Origin of the sequence: Pseudacidovorax intermedius (assembly GCF_003350475.1) — a bacterium.
Taxonomy (GTDB): domain Bacteria; phylum Pseudomonadota; class Gammaproteobacteria; order Burkholderiales; family Burkholderiaceae_C; genus Xenophilus; species Xenophilus intermedius.
This window is the reverse complement of record NZ_QQAV01000005.1, coordinates 229000-245736: the sequence shown is the minus strand read 5'-3', so window position 1 is coordinate 245736 and position 16737 is coordinate 229000. Positions and strand designations below refer to the sequence as shown.

The window sequence follows — 16737 nt, the reverse complement described above, 5'->3', positions numbered from 1 at the left end:
ACCCTCTTCGAGATGACCGCCATGACCCTGCACGCCCAACCCCGACTCTCCTGGATGCGCATCGCGCCCAGGCCCTACCAGGCCATGATCGCCGCCGGCGCCACGCTGGCCGAGTCCTCCCTCGGACCGGTGCTCATCGAGCTGGTCAAGACCCGCGTCTCGCAGATCAACGGCTGCGCCTTCTGCCTCGACATGCATGTGCGCGACCTGCGCAAGCTGGGCGAGCTCTGGCAGCGAATCAACAGCCTGGCCACCTGGCGCGACGCGCGCCTCTACACCGAACGGGAGCGCGCCGCGCTGGCCTGGGCCGAAGCCCTGACGCGCCTGCCCGATGGTCACGCAGGCCACGACGAGGTCTTCGACCACCTGCGCGCGCATTTCAGCGAGCAGGAGATCGTCGAGCTCAGCTGGGCCATCGCCCAGATCAACGCCTGGAACCGCATGGCGGTCGGCATGAGCGCGCCCGTGCCGGCGCAGGACATCGCCTGACGGCCCGCCACGACGCTGCGGCGCCACGTCGCCCCGACGGCCGCACGCTCAAGTCTCGGGCACCGTCATCCAGCGACCCAGGGCCTGCAGACCGGGCGGTGTGACCGCGAGCGAACGCTCGCCGTCGCGTCGGCGCAGCCAGCCGGCATCCAGGCAATGGCGCAGCAGCGCAGTGGCCAGCGGGCCCGCCAGATGGTCGCGGCGCTCCGACCAGTCCAGGCATGGCTTGGCGATGGCGGCGCCGGCCGGCTTCGCCTCCAGCCCGTCCAGCCTCACGCCCAGGGCCACCAGCGCCTCACCGCCCGCCGCGGTCAGGCCGTAGCCGCCGGGCACGCTGCGCAGCCAGCCCTGCCGCAGCATCGCGTCCAGCATCTGCACGCCCAGGCGCCCGGCCAGATGACCGTAGCAGCTGCGCGCGCAGCGCAGACGAAGCCGCGCCGGGCTGGACCAGGCCCGCGCATGGCCTTCGCGCTCGGCCACCAGCGCCAGCGCCTCCAGCACGCGCAGGATGTCCTCGCCCGCGAGCCGGAAGTAACGGTGACGGCCGCGCACCTCGGCCGTCACCAGGCCTTCGGCCTCCAGCCGGGCCAGGTGGCCGCTCGCAGTGGACGCCGCCACGCCGGCCGTGCGCGCCAGCTCGCCGGCGCTGGCCAGGTCGCCGCCCATCAGGTAGGTCAGCATGCGGGCGCGGGCGGGCTCGGCGATCTGGGCCGCGACCCGGGCGATGCGGGGTTCGTCGGTGGGGGAGGTCATCCTGCGATCTTCTCAGCGCGCGGCGTCGTGCGCATGGTGCATGGGGTGCGCCTCGCGTGAGTCCGCCGGCGCCTCGGCACGTTCGTCGAGTCCGTAATCCCGCAGCACCTGGGCCACGCGCAGCCGGTAGCCGCGGAACAGGCCGCCGCGCCCGACTTGCTGCGCGCCGCGGTGGGCAGGCCGGTTGCGCCACTGCCGCACCGCTTCCTCGTCTCGCCAGAAGCTCAGCGACAACAGCTTGCCGGGGACGGACAGGCTCTGGAAGCGCTCCACGGCGATGAAGCCATCGATGCCGCGCAGCTCGCCCGCCAGCCCTGCGGCGATCTGCAGGTACTGGTCCGTGCGGCCGTCCTGCGGCTCGACCTCGAAGAGGACGGCGATCACGCCGCCGCTCCCGCGGCGGGCGGCGGCAGCTCGGCCGGCCGCAGCCAGGCCTCGGGCACGACCTCCAGGAAGCGCCGCTCCTCCCGCAGGATGAAGCGCTCGCGCTGGGCATAGGCAAAGTTGGCGCGGCCCTCGGCATCGTCGCGCAGGCGGGCGCGGTAGGCCTCGTAGGCGGCCAAGCTGTCGAAGGCGACGAGGCCCCAGGCCTCGACATTGGAGCCCTCGTGCGGCAGGAAGTAGCCCAGCAGGTGGCCGCCGCAGCGGGGAATGATGCGGCCCCAGGCCTGGGCATAGAGGCGGAAGGCCTCCTTCTGGAGGGGGTCGATCTCGTAGCGGATGAAGCAGGTGAGGGTCATGGGCACTCGAACTGATGAAGTGCCCCGAGCGTAGGCGCCGCGTGCGGGCAGATGCTTCGGGTTGGGCCGAAGCGTCACGGCGCATGCGGTGACCGCGCCGCTACCCGCGGCGCCGAGTCTTCGCCCTCAGTCCGGCAGACCGTCCAGCGTGGTGGGTTGCGCGACGGAGGTGCGGTTGCCCGTCTCGCGGTATGCCGCGGCGGCCACGTAGGCAATGCGCCGCACCCGCATGATGGAGCCCAGCGGCCGGTGCGCCGCCAGGCCGTGCCAGGGCGAGAAGGCCATGCCGTCGTCGATGGCCTTGACCCGCGCTTCGCTCCAGGCGTTCTGCGGCCCGGCCGTCACGCGGGCCACCGTCACGTAGGGACTGCGGTCCTCCGGCCACTCGACCGTCGCGTCCTCGATGGGCATCGGGTCGAGGTCGGTGCACAGCTGCACCTGCAGCGCCCATGTGCCGCCCTGCGTCCGGAAGTGCTCTACAACGGCATCGCGGATGGCGTTGGGGCTGTCGCCCATATCCAACACCTGGTCCTTGAGCGCCCGCAGCTCCGGCGACACCGGCGTCAGGCGCAGCTTGGCCATGTACGTGCCGTACAGCATCGGCACCTGGGTGAAGAAAGTCTCACCGAGCAGGTGCGTGAGCGGATGCGCACCCATGGACTTGAGCGCGCCGCTTTCTGCACCCACGGCCTCCAGTGTCTTCTCCACGCCGCGCAGGGCCGCCGAGAGCAGCTCCTTTGCCTTGGGCGCACGGTCGGTGGTGGCGGCCAGCAGCTTGAGGTTGCCCAGGAATTTCTTCGCATTGGGCGTGCGGAACACGGGCCCGTTGACCATGACGAAGTCCTGCGTCACCTCCCCCTCGGAGCCTTCCATGCGCTCGCCCGGCACGCCCACCAGCTTCAGCGCCACGCCGCGGGGTGTCGACACCTTGTCGCTCAGCAGGTCGCCCGGCGGCGTGGACAGGCGCATCACGGCCGGATAGTGCGCCGGCGTGGCGAACAGGCCCTGGGCGTACCCGGGCGGCAGGCCCGACAGCACCTCGACCTCGGCACGAAGAAGCCCGTGCGACTTGGCGTGCACGCTCCGGTAGGCGTGACCTTCGTCGCGATGCACCTTTTGCGCGATCGCGATCATGGTTTCGCCCAGCTCGCGTGCGGTCTGCAGCTCGTCGTCCTCGGTGTGCTCGAACTCGGGCCGGTAGGCCAGGGGCGCGACGGCAGCGGGGGAGGGTGGGGTCATGGGATGGCGTTCTCGGGTTGGACGAGGATGGGCACCGACTTGTAGGCCGGCACATGGCTGCCTTCCGCGTGGTGCCACAGCGGCACCAGCGGGTTGCATTCGGGGTAGTAGCCGGCCACGCAGCCTTCGGGAATGTCGTAGGCGCGCACGGTCAGGCCGCGCACCTCGCGCACCACGCCGTCGTCTGCGGCCGTGCGCACGTCGATGCGCTGGCCGGCCTGCAGGCCGTGGCGGGCGATGTCGGCCTCGTTCATGAAGAGCACATTGCGCGTGCCGCTCACATCGCGGAAGCGGTCGTCCAGGCTGTAGATGGTGGTGTTGAACTGGTCGTCGCTGCGCATCGTCATCAGGCGCAGCGTCTGCGGCGGGTGGCCCGGTGCATCGGGGTCGGCCACCAGCGCGCCGGGCACGATGAAGTTGGCCTTGCCCGTGGGTGTCTTCCAGTCGCGCTCGCGCGCCGCGTTGGGCTTGGGAAAGCCGCCGGGCAACACGAAACGGGTCTCGAAGTCGTGGAAGATCTTCGGATAGGTCGTGGCGATGGCGGCGCGCACGCGGGCATAGTCCTCGCGCCACCCGGCCCAGGGCACCTGCGCCGCATCGCCCACCGTGGCCTCGGCCAGCGCACTGACGATGGCCAGCTCCGATCGGAAGCGCTCGTCGGCCGGCTCGGCCACCCCCTGCGAGGCGTGGATGAAGCCGGTCGAGTCTTCCATCGACACACGCTGTTCGCGACCTGCCTGCCGGTCGATTTCGATGCGGCCGATGCAGGGCAGCAGGTAGCTCGTCTCGCCGGGTACCAGGTGGGTGTGGTTGAGCTTGGTCGCCACATGCACGGTCAGCGCCAGCCGAGACCATGCGGGTTCCAGCCGTGTGTTGTCGGGTACCGAGCGCAGCAGGTTGCCGCCCAGGTTGAGCATGGCGCGCACGCTACCGTCCAGCACACCCTGGCACGCCCCCACCGTGTCCAACCCCTTGTCCCGCGGCGGCTTGAAGACGTACTGCGCCGCCAACTGGTCCAGCGGCGCGAGCTCCGGCTTTTCGGTGATGCCCACGGTGCGTTGGCCCTGCACGTTGGAATGGCCGCGGACGGGGCAGATGCCAGCGCCCGGCCTGCCCATGTGCCCGCCCATCAGCAGCAGGTTGCACAGCATCTGGACGTTCTTGACGCCCAGGCGGTGTTGCGTAAGGCCCATGCCGTAGACGGCGATCACCGCCTTGGCGCCGCCCAATACGGCGGCCACGCGCTCCAGCGCGGCACGCGCCAGCCCCGACTCGCGCTCGATGTCTTCCCAGGGCTGCTGCATCGCCCACGCGGCGAACGCGTCGAAGCCGTGTGTGTGCTGCGCAATGAATTCGCGGTCCAGGCCTTGGCCGCCAGCTACGGCCGAGGTGAGCAAGGCCTTCGCCACGCCGGTCATGGCGGCCAGGTCGCCACCCACCTTCACCTGCAGGTACTGCGTGGACACCGTCGTCGACGCCGGCGTGAGCATCTGCATCGGCGACTGCGGGTCGACGAAGCGCACCAGGCCGGACTCACGCAGCGGGTTGAAGCTGATGATCGGCACGCCCCGGTCGCGCGCCTCCTTGATCAGGTGCAGCATGCGCGGGCTGTTCACGCCCGGGTTCTGACCGACGAAGAGCAGGCAGTCGGCCTGGCCGAAGTCCTCCAGGTGCACCGTGCCGATGGGCACGCCGATGCTCTCCGGCAACGCCACCGAGGTGCTCTCGTGGCACATGTTCGAACTGTCGGGCAAGTTGTTGTTGCCGTAGACGCGGGCGAAGAGCTGCCACGCATAGCTGGTCTCCAGCGAGGCGCGGCCCGAGGCGTAGAAGACCGCGGACTTCGGGTCCTCGGCGCGAAGGGCCCGCAACCGGGCCGCGATGTCCGCAATGGCCTCGTCCCACGTCACCTCGACATAGCGGTCGGTCGCGCGGTCATAGCGCATCGGCGCGGTGAGCCGGCCGCCCGCCTCCAGGTCATGGTCCGACCAGCCGCGCAGCTCGCTCACCGGATGGGTGTCGAAGAACTCGGGCGACAGGCGACGCGAGGTCAGCTCCCAGGCCGTGGCCTTGGCGCCGTTCTCGCAGAACTCGGCCACCCGGGGCTCGGCCGGCTTGGCCCAGGCACAGCTCACGCAGGCGAAGCCGTCGGTCTTGTTCTGCTGGAGCAGGGCACGCGTGATCAGCGCGGCGTTGCCTTCTTCCAGGGTGTAGCGGGCCACGGCCTTCAGCGACTGCCAGCCGCCGGCGGCCATGGGTTCTTGGGGATCGGTGGAGCTTCGGGTCATCGCATGAGCGTCGGACCGCCTCACGCATCGCCGCGTCGTCCCGGGCGCGCCCGCTGCGTAGGCCAGACGGCCAGCCCGTGTCATCTACCGCGCCGGCGGGGCCGCCGCGCCCCCGGATGGTCAGCCTGCGTTCAGCTCACTGGCGGCATCTGCTGCGCGACGGCGACGATCTGCTCGCGCACCCAGCGCACGCCAGGGTCATCGTCGCGCAGGCGGTGCCACTGCAGCACCTCGGTCAGCCGCGGCGTGGGCATGGGCGGCGACAGCAGCCGCAGCGGCATGGCCTGCACGAACTGCTGGGCCAACCGGGTCTGGATGGTAGCGATGCGCTTCGTGCCCACGATGAAGCGCGGCATCAGCAGGAAGCCGTGAGCCACCACCTCGACGCGACGGTTGCCACCATGCTCGTTGGCGTACCACTGCTCGAACCACGGGTTGGCGCCCAGGTCGGCCTGATAGACAACATGACCGAGTTCCACATATTGCGCGGCGCTGATGCCATCGGCCAAGGCGTCGTTCTGCGCACAGGCGACGACGTGGTAGGTGTCCTCGAACAGCAGCTCCTGCGGATGGTCGGCCAGCGTCAGGTGCGCGGGTGTGACCAGCAGGTCCACGCGGCCCTGGTCCAGGTCCTGCGCCATGGCGGCATGCGTGGGCCGCACGTCGAAGCTGAGGCCCGGCGCCATCTGCGCGATGCGGCGCAGGGCCTCGGCCATCAGCACCTGCACCACGTAGTCGGAAGCAATGACGGTGAAGTGCCGCCGCGCCGTGGCCGGGTCGAACTCGGGCTGCACGCCCAGCGTGGCATCCACCTGCAGGATGATCTGGCGCACCGGCGCGATCAGCGCCTCGGCCCGCGGCGTGAGCTGCAGCGTGCGCCCGACGGGCACGAGCAGGGCGTCGCCGAAATAGTCGCGCAGGCGCGCCAGCACGCCGCTCATGGCCGACTGCGTCATGTGCAGCCGCTCGGCGGCGCGGGTCACGTTGCGCTCGGCCAGCAGCGCGTCGAGCGCGGCCAGCAGGTTGAGGTCGATGCGTTGGTAGCGCATACAGGTCGTCTCCGGTGGGGCGCCGATCATAAGGAGGCGCCTCGCGAAGGCGGGCCCGGGCTGCGCACGCATATGGCGGGAGCCGATCCATCGCGCCGGCCGATGGCTGGCATCGGCCGAATCTGTTGGTCTTCGTGGCGGCGCCGAAACACACTGCGGCCCGCTTCGAGATTCCCCATGACCCGAGACAACCCCCTGCGCGGCTGGCAGGTTGACCGCGCCGCCATCCGCCATGTCGGCCGCGACCTGCAGCGGCCCGAATGCATCCTGTGCCAGCGCGACGGCACCGTGTGGGCGGCCGACGCCCGCGGCGGCGCCATGCGCATCGCGCCCGACGGCAGCCAGCAATTGCTGGCGCCGGCCGCACCGGCCCAGCCGGACGCCATCGACTTCGACCAGCGCTATGTGCGCAGCGAAGGCTCGCTGCCCAACGGCATGACCTTCCTGGCCAATGGCGAGCTGCTGATCGCCAACTGGGGCACCGACGCGGTGGAGGTCATGGACCGCCAGGGCCGCGTGCGCCGCCTGTTCGACCGCATCGACGGCCAGCCGCTGGGCAAGGCCAACTTTCCGCTGCGCGACCGGCAGGGCCGGCTCTACCTCACGGTGACCACGCGCATGCAGCCCTGGACCGAGTCCATCAACGCCCGCGCCACCGACGGCTACATCGCCCTCTTCGACGAACACGGCCAGGCCCGCATCGTGGCCGACGGCTTCGAGGGCACCAACGAGATCCGGCTGGACGATGCGGGCGAATGGATGTACGTGGTCGAGAGCAATGCCCGCCGCATCTCGCGCCTGCGCGTACGGCCCGACGGCACGCTGGGCGAGCGCGAGGTGTACGGCCCGGCACGGCTGCCCGGCTTTCCCGACGGCTTCGCCTTCGATGTCTTCGGCAACCTCTGGGTCACGCTGATCATGACCGACCGCCTGGTCGCCATCACACCCGACGGCGAACTGCTCACCCTGCTGGACGACGGCAACCCCGCTGCCACGCAGTCGCTCGATGCCCACTACGAGGCCCGCACGCTCACGCCCGAGATCATGGCCGCCGCCCACGGAACGCTGGCGCCGTGGATGGCCAGCCTCAGCTTCGGCGGCCCCGATCTGCAGACCGTCTACCTCGGAAGCCTGCGCGGCACCACCCTGCCCAGCTTCCGCGCCCCGGTGGCCGGCCAGGCCCCCATCCACTGGAACGAGGACTTCCCCGCATGAAACTCGCCACCCTCAAGAACGGCCGCAAGGACGGCCGGCTGGTCGTCGTCTCGCGCGACCTCCGGCAGGCCGTCGACGCCGCGGCCATCGCGCCCACCCTGCTCGACGCGCTGGAGCGCTGGCACGAGACCGAGGCGCCGCTGCTGGCGCTGTATGTCCAGCTCAACGCCGGCAAGGCCGGGGGTGCCTTCGCCTTCGACCCGACACAGGCCGCCGCGCCGCTGCCGCGGGCGCCGCAGTGGTGCGACGGCTCGGCCTTCCTCAACCACGGCCGGCTGATGGAGAAGGCCTTCAACATCGAGCCCGCGCCGGATTCGGACCGCATCCCGCTGATGTACCAGGGCGGCTCCGACGACCTGCTGGGCCCGCACGACGACCTGCCGCTGCCCGACGAGGCCCACGGCATCGACTTCGAGGGCGAGTTCGGCGTGATCGTCGGCGACGTGCCGCTGGGCTGTCCCGCCGCGCTGGCACTGCGCCACGTGCGCCTGCTGGTGCAGATCAACGACGTGAGCCTGCGCGGCTTCGGCCCGCGCGAGATGCGCACCGGCTTCGGCTTCTTCCAGGCCAAGCCTTCTTCCAGCTTCGCGCCGGTGGCCGTCACGCCCGACGAGATCGGCGAGGCCTGGCGGGACGGCCGGGTGCACCTGGACCTGACCGTGATGCGCGGCGACGAGCGCTTCGGCCATCCCAATGGTGGCGAGATGAGCTTCGGCTTCGACCAGCTGATCGCGCATGCGGCCTTCACGCGCCGCCTGACGGCCGGGACCATCGTGGGCTCGGGCACCGTCTCGAACGCTGGCGGCCAGCGCGGCTCGGCCTGCATCGCCGAGCGGCGCGCCATCGAGCTGATCGAGCACGGCGCCAGCCGCACGCCCTTCCTGCACTTCGGCGAACGGGTACGCATGGAAGCGCAGTGGCAAGGCGCACCGGTCTTCGGCGCCATCGACCAGCGCGTGGTGCAGGCCCTGCCGCCCACCGCCTGAAGGAGCCTGCCGCCATGCCCCGCTTCGTCGACCTGTCGATCTACCTCGAGAACGATGTGCTCTCCGACCCGCCGCCCCTGGCGCCGAAGATCACCTACCAGACCCACCAGGACACGCTGCCCGAATTCCTGCAGATGATCCCTGGCACCAGTGCCAACGACTACCCCGAAGGCCAGGCCGCCGCCGCCGAGTGGGTGACGCTGACCACCCACAGCGGCACGCACCTGGACGCGCCCTGGCACTTCCATGCCACGCAGGACGCCAAGGCCGGCGGCGCGCGGCCGTCGATGACCATCGACGAGATTCCGCTGGACTGGTGCTTCCGCCCCGGCGTGAAGCTGGACTTCCGCCACCTGCCCGACGGCCATGTGGTGAGCGCGGCCGAAGTGGAGGCGGAGCTCGGCCGCATCGGCCATGTCCTGCAGCCGCTGGACATCGTGGTGGTCAACACCCGGGCCGGCAGCCGCTATGGCCACAGCGACTACGTCAACACCGGCTGCGGCATGGGCTACGAGGCCACCATGTACCTGCTGGAGCGCGGCGTGCGGCTGACCGGCACCGATGCCTGGAGCTGGGACGCGCCCTTCTCGTACACCGCCCAGCGCATCGCCGAGACCGGCGACGCCTCGCTGATCTGGGAAGGCCACAAGGCCGGCCGCGACATCGGCTACTGCCACCTGGAGAAGCTGCACAACCTGGAATCGCTGCCGGGGCATGGCTTCACCATCTGCTGCTTCCCGCACAAGATCCGCGGCGCCTCGGCCGGCTGGACGCGGGCCGTGGCGATCTTTCAGGACTGATCAGGCATGCGAGTCCTCGTGACCGGTGCCGGTGGCTTCATCGGCGCGCATGTGCTCGCGCTGCTGCACCGGCAGGGCCAGGTGGGCGGCCGGCGCATCGACGTGCTGGCCGCGGCAGACCAGCGGCTGGGCACGCTGCCGGCCGGCGTGGTGGCGCTCGAAGGCGACCTGGGCAGCGACGAGCTGCTGGCACGCATCGCCGCGCTCGCGCCGGACCTCTGCTTTCATCTGGCGGCCGTGCCCGGCGGCGCGGCCGAGGCCGATCCGGCCCTGAGCCGCCGCGTCAACCTCGACACCACGCTGGACCTCTTCGACACGCTGGCCGCGGCCGGCACCGGCCATGCGCCGCCGGTGGTGGTCTATGCCAGCACCATCGCCGTCTACGGCAGTGCGCTGCCCGAGCTGGTGACCCCCCAAACGCCGCTGCGGCCGCCGCTGATCTACGGGGCGCACAAGCTGGCCTGCGAGGTGCTGCTGGCGGACTTCTCGCGCCGCGGCCGGCTCGATGGGCGCTCGCTGCGACTGCCCGGCATCGTGGCCCGCCCGCACGCGCCTTCGGGGCTGGTGTCGGCCTTCATGAGCGAGCTGCTGCATGCCCTCGCGGCCGGCGAGCCCGTCACGCTGCCCGTGGGGCCCGAGGCCACGGCCTGGTGGATGTCCGCCCGCCGCTGCGCCTGGAACCTGGTCCATGCCGCCACCATGCCGGTCGGCGACGACCCGGCCCGCGCCTGGCCACTGCCGGTGCTGCACCTGTCGATGGCCGATGTCGTTCAGGCGCTGTCGGCCGAGTTCGGCGTGGACGGCCACGCCCTGGTGCGCCATGCGCCGCAGCCGGACGTGGAGGCCGTGTTCGGCCGCTATCCGCCGCTGGACGACCGCATACCCCGCGCCCTGGGCCTGCGCGACGACGGCGACGCGCGGGCGCTGGTGCGCCGGGCGCTCGCACCGGCCGGCGACACCGGCGACTTTTGATTTCACCCCATTCAGGAGACCTTCTTCGATGACCGATTCCGCCTCGCCCTTCGCCCATCCCACCCGCCGCACGCTGCTGCGCGGCGCCGCGGCCCTGGCCGCTGCGCCGCTGGGCCTGGCCGGCACGGCCGCCCACGCCCAGGCCGGCTTTCCCTCGCGCCCCATCACCTGGGTGGTGCCCTATCCGGCCGGCGGCTTCGGCGACGCGCTGTCGCGCATGCTGGCGCAGAAGCTGTCGGCCAGCCTGGGCCAGCCGGTGGTCATCGACAACCGGCCCGGCGCGGGCGGTCAGATCGGCGCCAACTTCGTCAAGCAACAGCCGGCCGACGGCCACACGCTGTTCTACGGCGACCTCGGCCCCTTCTCGATGAACGCCGGCCTGTACCCCAAGCTGAGCTACGACACGCTCAAGGACTTCATGCCGCTCACGCGGCTGCTGGTCTCGCCCACCGTGCTGCTGGTGCCCACCGCCAGCCCCTACCAGAGCTTCGCGGACTTCGTGCGCGCCGCACAGGCCGGCGGCGCAGGCCTGAACTACGGCTCCTACGGCATGGGCAGCCAGCCCCACATCTGGATGGAGATGCTGCGCGGCCAGATCAAGGGCAACCTCACGCATGTGGCCTACAAGGGCGGCGCCCCGGCGGTGCAGGACCTGATGGCCGGCCACATCGACGCCATGCTGGACGTGTCGCCCAGCGCCATCCCGCTGGTGCGCGAGAACAAGGCGCGCGCCCTGGCCGTGGTGGGCAGCGACAAGCGCCTGCCCCAGCTGCCGCAGGTGCCCACCATTGCGGAGCTGGGCATGCCCGCGCTCAACATTCCCGGCTGGACGGGCATGGTCGTGCGTGCCGGCACGCCCGAGCCCATCGCCAATCGGCTGCACGACGAGCTGGTCAAGGCCGTGACCGCGCCCGACGTGGTGCAGCGCTACACCGACCTGGGCCTGATCGTCGCGCCCAGCTCCCGCGCCGAGTTCGCCGAGCTGATCCGCACCGAGACGGCGCGCTGGGGCCAGGTGATCCACCAGGTCGGGGTGAAGCTTGAGTGAGGCTTCGCCGGCGCCGCGCCTGTTCGCACTGGACGGGCAGGTGGCCCTGGTCACGGGCGCAGCCGGCGGCCTGGGCCGGGCGATTGCGCTCGCCTATGCGCAGCACGGCGCGCGGCTCGTGCTGTCGGACCGCAAGGGCGACGGCCTGCGCGAGGTGGCCGCGCGCTGCGAGTCGCTCGGCACCGCCGTGCACACCGTGGCCGCCGACCTGGCTGAGACCGCGCAGGTGCAGCGCCTGGCCGAACAGGCCCAGGCCGCCTTCGGGCGCATCGACCTGCTGGTCTGCAATGCCGGCATGCAGGGCCCGGCCGGACCGCTGCTGGCGGTGCCGGCAGAGGACTGGGCGCGCGTGTTCCAGGTCAACCTGGCCAGTGCCCACGCGCTGTGCGCCGCGCTGGTGCCAGCCATGGGCGCACGCGGCCACGGCCGCGTGGTCCTGATGGCCAGCATCGCCGCGCTGCGCGGCAACGGTGCCATCGGGCTCTACGGCCTGAGCAAGGCCGCCCTGGCGCAGATGGCCCGCAACCTGGCTGTGGAGTGGAGTCCGCGCGGCGTGTGCGTCAACGCCATCGCCCCAGGTCTGATCCGCACACCGCTCGCCGACGGCCTGATGGCCAACGCCGCCTTCATGGCCCGGCGCCTGGCCGCCACGCCGCTGCGCCGCGTCGGCGAGCCGCACGAGGTGGCGGGCGTGGCCGTGATGCTGGCCTCGGCGGCCGGCGGCTTCATCACCGGGCAGATGCTGGTGGTGGACGGCGGCACGCTCATCTCGGACGGCAGCTGACCTGCGCCGACCATCCCTACAGCAGGCCTCATCCAAGAGGCAGGAGACAGGCAACCATGTTCAAGTACTTCCCCACCAACTACGTCTGGAACCTCTCGGTCGACCTTGCCATCGAGATGGGCGCGCGCATCGGCGAGATCGAGACCATGTGCGCCCCGCTGCAGGACGCGGCACGCCAGCCCGATGCGGCGGCCACGCTGGCCTTCCGCCACAGCTGGGAGGCCATGGCCGACCGGCTGTGCGAACTGGCGGCCGAGGACGAGGCCCGCGGCCGCCTCATCTCGGCCGGCGACAAGCTGGGCCGCGCGGCCACCTACCTGATCACCGCCGAGCGCCTTCAGGCCCATGGCGCGCCGGGCCGTGCCGCGCTGTACCGGCGCTTCCTGGACACCTTCGCCCGCGGCATCGCGCTGGCGGGCGAGAACTGCGAGCGCGTGGAGATTCCCTACGAGGGCGGCGTGCTCGCCGGGCTGTACGTGCGCGCCCAGGGCGTGTCTGGCCGCGCGCCGGTGCTGCTGCAGCTCAACGGCCTGGACTCGACCAAGGAGATGAAGTACCGCGTCGGCCTGCCGCACTGGCTGGCGCAGCGCGGCATCTCGTCGCTGGTGCTCGACCAGCCCGGCACCGGCGAGGCACTGCGCCTGCACGGCATGACGGCCCGCTTCGATGCCGAGCACTGGGCCAGCCGCGTGGTCGACTGGCTGGAGGCACGCGAGGACATCGACCCGCAGCGCATCGGCTGCGAAGGCGTCTCGCTGGGTGGCTACTACTGCCCGCGGGCCGTGGCCTTCGAGCCGCGCTTTGCCTGCGGCGTGGTCTGGGGCGCCAACCATGACTGGCGCGACGTGCAGAAGCGCCGGCTGGAAAAGGAGGGCAGCTTTCCCGTGCCGCATTACTGGGAGCATGTGCGCTGGGTCTGGGGCGCCAGGGACATGGACGACTTCATGCGCATCGCCGAACAGGTGCACCTGGACGGCGTGGTCGAGAAGATCCGCGTGCCCTTCCTGGTCACGCATGGGCAGAAGGATTCGCAGATCCCGCTCAAGTGGGCCGAGCGCACCTACGAGCAACTGGTGAACAGCCCGAAGCGCGAGCTCAAGATCTTCACCGACCGCGAAGGCGGCGCCCAGCATTCCAGCTTCGACAACTCGGCCAACGCCGGCGCCTACATCGCCGACTGGGTGGCCGAGACGCTGGGCGGACGCACCACCGCCGCACGCTGAACGAAGAACGACAAGGAGACATGACCATGGCATCCACCCGCCGCCATATTCTCGCCGGCATCGCGCCGCTCGCGTTGCCGCTGGCCCTTCCGACCTCCGCCTTCGCGGCGGAAGAGAGCAGCTACCCGCAGCGTCCCATCAAGCTCGTGGTGCCCCAGCCGCCCGGCGGGCCCTCGGACATCGTGGCCCGCTTCCTGGCCGAGAGCATGCGTGCGAGCCTGGGCCAGCCGCTGGTGATCGACAACCGGCCCGGTGCCGCAGGCCTGATCGGTACGGCCGCCGCCGCGGCGGCGCCGGCCGACGGCTACACGGTGCTGGTCACCTCGCGCTCCAACCACATCATTGCGCCGCTGGTGCAGCAGGGCGCCACGGTGCAGCCGACACGCGACCTGATGCCGGTGGGCCTGGCGCTGCGGGCGGTGGGCATCCTGGCGACACCGGCGCGCTCGCCCTGGCGCAACCTGCGCGAGCTGGTGGCCACCGCCAAGGCCCAGCCGGGCAAGCTCTTCTACGGCAGTGCCGGCATCGGCGCCACCAACCACATCGCCCTGGAGCAGTTCAAGACGCTGGCGGGCATCGAGCTCGTGCATGTGCCCTACAAGGGCTCGGGTCCGCTCATCACCGGCCTGATGGCGGGCGAGGTGCAACTCGCGCTGCTGGACTTCGCCTCGGCCCAGCCGGCGCTCAAGGGCGGCAGCATCGTGCCGCTGGCGCAGACCGGCCTGCGGCGCCTGAGCTCCATGGCCGAGGTGCCCACGCTCACCGAAGAGGGATTCCCGCGCTTCGATGCCTCCTTCTGGATCGGCCTGGCCGTGCCGCAGGGCACGCCGGCCGCCGTGATCGCCCGGCTGTCGAAGGCGCTCGACACCGCGCTGGCCGACACCCAGATGAAGGCCCGGGCCCAGGTCAACGGCTGGGAACTGGCCGGTGGCGGCCCCGCGCCCCTGGAGGCGCTGATCCGGCAGGACATGACCGACTTTCCACCGCTGGTGCGCCGGCTCGACCTGAAGGCCTGATCGCCTGATCGCCTCCTCGCCCGGTCGCCGCACCACGACCATGCCCGGCCCGCCAGCGGCCGGCGTGATCCATTCCTTGAACATCACGAGACAAACGACATGCGCTTCTCTTCTCTTTCGCGACGCCATCTGTGCACCGTGGCCGCTGCGTCGCTCCTGGCCGCCGGCCTGCCGGGCGGCATGGCACTGGCCCAGTCCCCCTATCCCGCCAAGGCCGTCAAGCTGGTGGTGCCCTTTCCGCCCGGCGTCTCGCCCGACGTGATCGCCCGCCTGTGGGGCGAGGGCTTCACCCGCCTCACGGGCCAGCCGGTGGTGGTCGAGAACCGCCCGGGTGCCAGCACCATCATCGGCGCCCAGGCCGTGGCCAATGCACCGGCCGACGGCTACACCCTGCTCTGGACGGTCAACAACACCTTCTCGATCAACCCCTACGTCTACAAGAAACTGCCGTACAAGGCCGAGGACTTCGTGCCCGTCACGCGCATCCTCTCGGTGCCCTATGTGCTGGTGACCTCGGTGGATTCGAAGTACCGCACGCTGCAGGACCTGGTGCGCGAGGCCAAGGCCCGGCCCGATGCGCTCAGCTATGCCAGCGCAGGCATCGGCCAGGGCACGCACGTCGCCCTGGCACGGTGGCTGAACCAGGCCGGCCTCAAGATGACCCATGTGCCTTACAAGGACCAGTTCGTGCCCGACGTGATCGCCGGTCGCATCGACGTGGCCCTGGACGCCAGCACCGGCGCCATTCCGCAAGTGCGCGCCGGCAAGGTGCGGGCCCTCGGCGTGACCAGCGCGCAGCGCATCGCGGGCCTGCCCGACGTGCCCGCCATCGCGGAGCTGTACCCCGGCTTCGTCGGCGACTCCTGGCATGGCATCTTCGTGCCCAAGGCCACACCCGACGCGGTCCAGGCCGCGCTGCTGGCCACCTCGCAGAAGATCATGGCCGACCCGGCCTTCCGCGCCAAGCTGCTCGACTACGGTCTCACGCCCGTGGGCGAGGGGCCCGAGGCCTTCCGCAAGTTCCTGGACGAGGACGCCCGCGCCTGGGCCAAGGTGGTCAAGGACAACCACATCACGGCCGAATGAGCGGTCGGCGGCGGCCCATGGCCTGTGGGGCGCGGAGCGGGACACGCCGCGCATCCTTCATTCGATCCGGATCCTGGCCTCGGTCACGATGCGCCGGTAGAGCGTCATGTCCTCGGCAATGGCGCGGCTCAGCTGGCCCGGCTCGCCACTGGCTGCATTGAGGCCCAGGTCTTCCAGGGTCCGGCGCAGGCCCGGGTCGGCCAGGGCCGTGGCCGCTACGCGTTGCAGCTTCTCCGTCAGTGGCTGCGGCAGGCCCTGCGGGGCCAGCAGCCCGACCCAGGAGTCGAGCGTGAATTTGGGCAGCCCGGCCTCGGCCACCGTGGGAATGTTGGGCAGGCGTGGGTCACGCCGTGAGCCGGTCACCGCGATGGTGCGCACCTTGCCTGCGTCCGCATAGGCCTTCGACGCCGCATCGAAGGTCAGATCCAGCAGGCCTGCCGCCACGTCGGCCGCCGCCGCCGCGGTGGACTTGTAGGGCACGTGCACCATGTTCGTTCCGGTCAGCAGCTTGAAGTACTCGCCGCCGAAGTGGGTGCCGCTGCCCTGGCCGGCGCTGCCGTAGCTGAGCTTGCCCGGGTGGCTGCGGGCATAGTCGATCAGGCCCTGCAGGTCGGTCACCGGCAGCTTGTTGCTCACCACCACCGGCAGGCCGTAGGTACCGGCCATTGCCACGGGCGCGAGCAGCCGCGTCGGGTCGTAGCGCGCCGTCGGGTCGACGATGGGCAGGATGCTGTAGCTGGTGTTGGTGAACAGCAGCGTGCGCCCGTCGGGCGTTGCGCGTGCCACGGCGTCGATGCCGATGCGCGAGCCGGCGCCGGGGCGGTTCTCCACGATCATCGTCTCGCCCAGCAGGCGCGACATGCGCTCGGCCAGCGCGCGGGCGGCCACATCGGTCACGCCGCCCGGCGGAAAGGGCACCACGATCTTGATCGCCTGCGGCTGGGCCAGAGCCGGCCCGCAGGCCAGGGCGCCGAGGCCGAGCAGCAGCGCGCGGCGGAGGAGGGAGGGGTGGGCTGTCATGAGGTGTCTCCGTCGTTGTCTGTCCTGGG

At 71.1% G+C, this 16737-nt stretch carries 17 protein-coding genes; 10 read left to right on the top strand and 7 right to left on the bottom strand.

Annotation, left to right across the window (positions count from 1 at the left end; genetic code table 11):
- Positions 1-21: 21 nt before the first annotated feature.
- Entirely contained in the window at positions 22-489 is a 468-nt protein-coding gene (locus DFR41_RS15090; RefSeq protein WP_114803379.1) for a carboxymuconolactone decarboxylase family protein, read from the top strand.
- 48 nt (positions 490-537) lie between these two features.
- Here the strand turns inward: DFR41_RS15090 and DFR41_RS15085 are convergent, their stop codons facing one another.
- The 6 genes from DFR41_RS15085 to DFR41_RS15060 form a co-directional block, all read right to left on the bottom strand.
- Positions 538-1242, bottom strand: coding sequence for an ArsR/SmtB family transcription factor (locus DFR41_RS15085; RefSeq protein WP_114803301.1), 705 nt, complete (start codon positions 1240-1242; stop codon positions 538-540).
- A 12-nt stretch (positions 1243-1254) separates the two neighbouring features.
- On the bottom strand, positions 1255-1626 hold the full coding sequence (locus DFR41_RS15080) for an antibiotic biosynthesis monooxygenase family protein (protein WP_114803300.1): 372 nt from the start codon (positions 1624-1626) through the stop codon (positions 1255-1257).
- Positions 1623-1982: an NIPSNAP family protein gene (locus DFR41_RS15075; RefSeq protein WP_114803299.1), complete on the bottom strand. Its 360-nt coding sequence runs from the start codon at positions 1980-1982 to the stop codon at positions 1623-1625. Before DFR41_RS15075 ends, DFR41_RS15080 begins: the two co-directional genes overlap by 4 nt.
- A gap of 126 nt (positions 1983-2108) precedes the next feature.
- The gene (locus tag DFR41_RS15070; protein ID WP_114803298.1) at positions 2109-3221 is read right to left on the bottom strand and encodes a catalase family protein; all 1113 of its coding nucleotides are present in this window, start codon (positions 3219-3221) and stop codon (positions 2109-2111) included.
- The gene (locus DFR41_RS15065) at positions 3218-5509 is read right to left on the bottom strand and encodes an FdhF/YdeP family oxidoreductase (RefSeq protein WP_114803297.1); all 2292 of its coding nucleotides are present in this window, start codon (positions 5507-5509) and stop codon (positions 3218-3220) included. Before DFR41_RS15065 ends, DFR41_RS15070 begins: the two co-directional genes overlap by 4 nt.
- Positions 5510-5640: 131 nt before the next feature.
- On the bottom strand, positions 5641-6558 hold the full coding sequence (locus DFR41_RS15060) for a LysR family transcriptional regulator (RefSeq protein WP_017761602.1): 918 nt from the start codon (positions 6556-6558) through the stop codon (positions 5641-5643).
- A gap of 177 nt (positions 6559-6735) precedes the next feature.
- On the opposite strand from DFR41_RS15060, the gene DFR41_RS15055 reads away from it, so the two are divergent.
- From DFR41_RS15055 to DFR41_RS15015, 9 genes are all read left to right on the top strand, one after another.
- The gene (locus tag DFR41_RS15055; RefSeq protein WP_114803296.1) at positions 6736-7773 is read left to right on the top strand and encodes an SMP-30/gluconolactonase/LRE family protein; all 1038 of its coding nucleotides are present in this window, start codon (positions 6736-6738) and stop codon (positions 7771-7773) included.
- On the top strand, positions 7770-8759 hold the full coding sequence (locus DFR41_RS15050) for a fumarylacetoacetate hydrolase family protein (RefSeq protein WP_114803295.1): 990 nt from the start codon (positions 7770-7772) through the stop codon (positions 8757-8759). The genes DFR41_RS15055 and DFR41_RS15050 overlap by 4 nt, the downstream gene beginning before the upstream one ends.
- A gap of 14 nt (positions 8760-8773) precedes the next feature.
- Positions 8774-9559: a cyclase family protein gene (locus DFR41_RS15045; RefSeq protein WP_114803294.1), complete on the top strand. Its 786-nt coding sequence runs from the start codon at positions 8774-8776 to the stop codon at positions 9557-9559.
- A 6-nt stretch (positions 9560-9565) separates the two neighbouring features.
- Positions 9566-10531 (top strand): NAD-dependent epimerase/dehydratase family protein, encoded by a 966-nt coding sequence (locus DFR41_RS15040; protein ID WP_114803293.1) that lies wholly within the window; start codon positions 9566-9568, stop codon positions 10529-10531.
- Between the two features lie 28 nt (positions 10532-10559).
- A complete protein-coding gene (locus tag DFR41_RS15035; RefSeq protein ID WP_114803292.1) occupies positions 10560-11579 on the top strand; it encodes a Bug family tripartite tricarboxylate transporter substrate binding protein in 1020 nt (339 codons plus the stop codon).
- Positions 11572-12363, top strand: a complete 792-nt coding sequence (locus tag DFR41_RS15030; RefSeq protein WP_114803291.1) for an SDR family NAD(P)-dependent oxidoreductase — start codon at positions 11572-11574, stop codon at positions 12361-12363. The genes DFR41_RS15035 and DFR41_RS15030 overlap by 8 nt, the downstream gene beginning before the upstream one ends.
- A 56-nt stretch (positions 12364-12419) precedes the next feature.
- Positions 12420-13586 (top strand): alpha/beta hydrolase family protein, encoded by a 1167-nt coding sequence (locus DFR41_RS15025; RefSeq protein ID WP_114803290.1) that lies wholly within the window; start codon positions 12420-12422, stop codon positions 13584-13586.
- Positions 13587-13612: 26 nt separating this feature from the next.
- Positions 13613-14602 carry a Bug family tripartite tricarboxylate transporter substrate binding protein gene (locus DFR41_RS15020; RefSeq protein ID WP_170159380.1) on the top strand — a complete coding sequence of 330 codons (990 nt, stop codon included), beginning with the start codon at positions 13613-13615 and terminating at the stop codon, positions 14600-14602.
- A 99-nt stretch (positions 14603-14701) separates the two neighbouring features.
- On the top strand, positions 14702-15688 hold the full coding sequence (locus DFR41_RS15015) for a Bug family tripartite tricarboxylate transporter substrate binding protein (RefSeq protein ID WP_114803288.1): 987 nt from the start codon (positions 14702-14704) through the stop codon (positions 15686-15688).
- A gap of 57 nt (positions 15689-15745) precedes the next feature.
- On the opposite strand, the gene DFR41_RS15010 is transcribed toward DFR41_RS15015, so the two are convergent.
- A complete protein-coding gene (locus DFR41_RS15010; RefSeq protein WP_114803287.1) occupies positions 15746-16708 on the bottom strand; it encodes a tripartite tricarboxylate transporter substrate-binding protein in 963 nt (320 codons plus the stop codon).
- Positions 16709-16737: the final 29 nt, after the last annotated feature.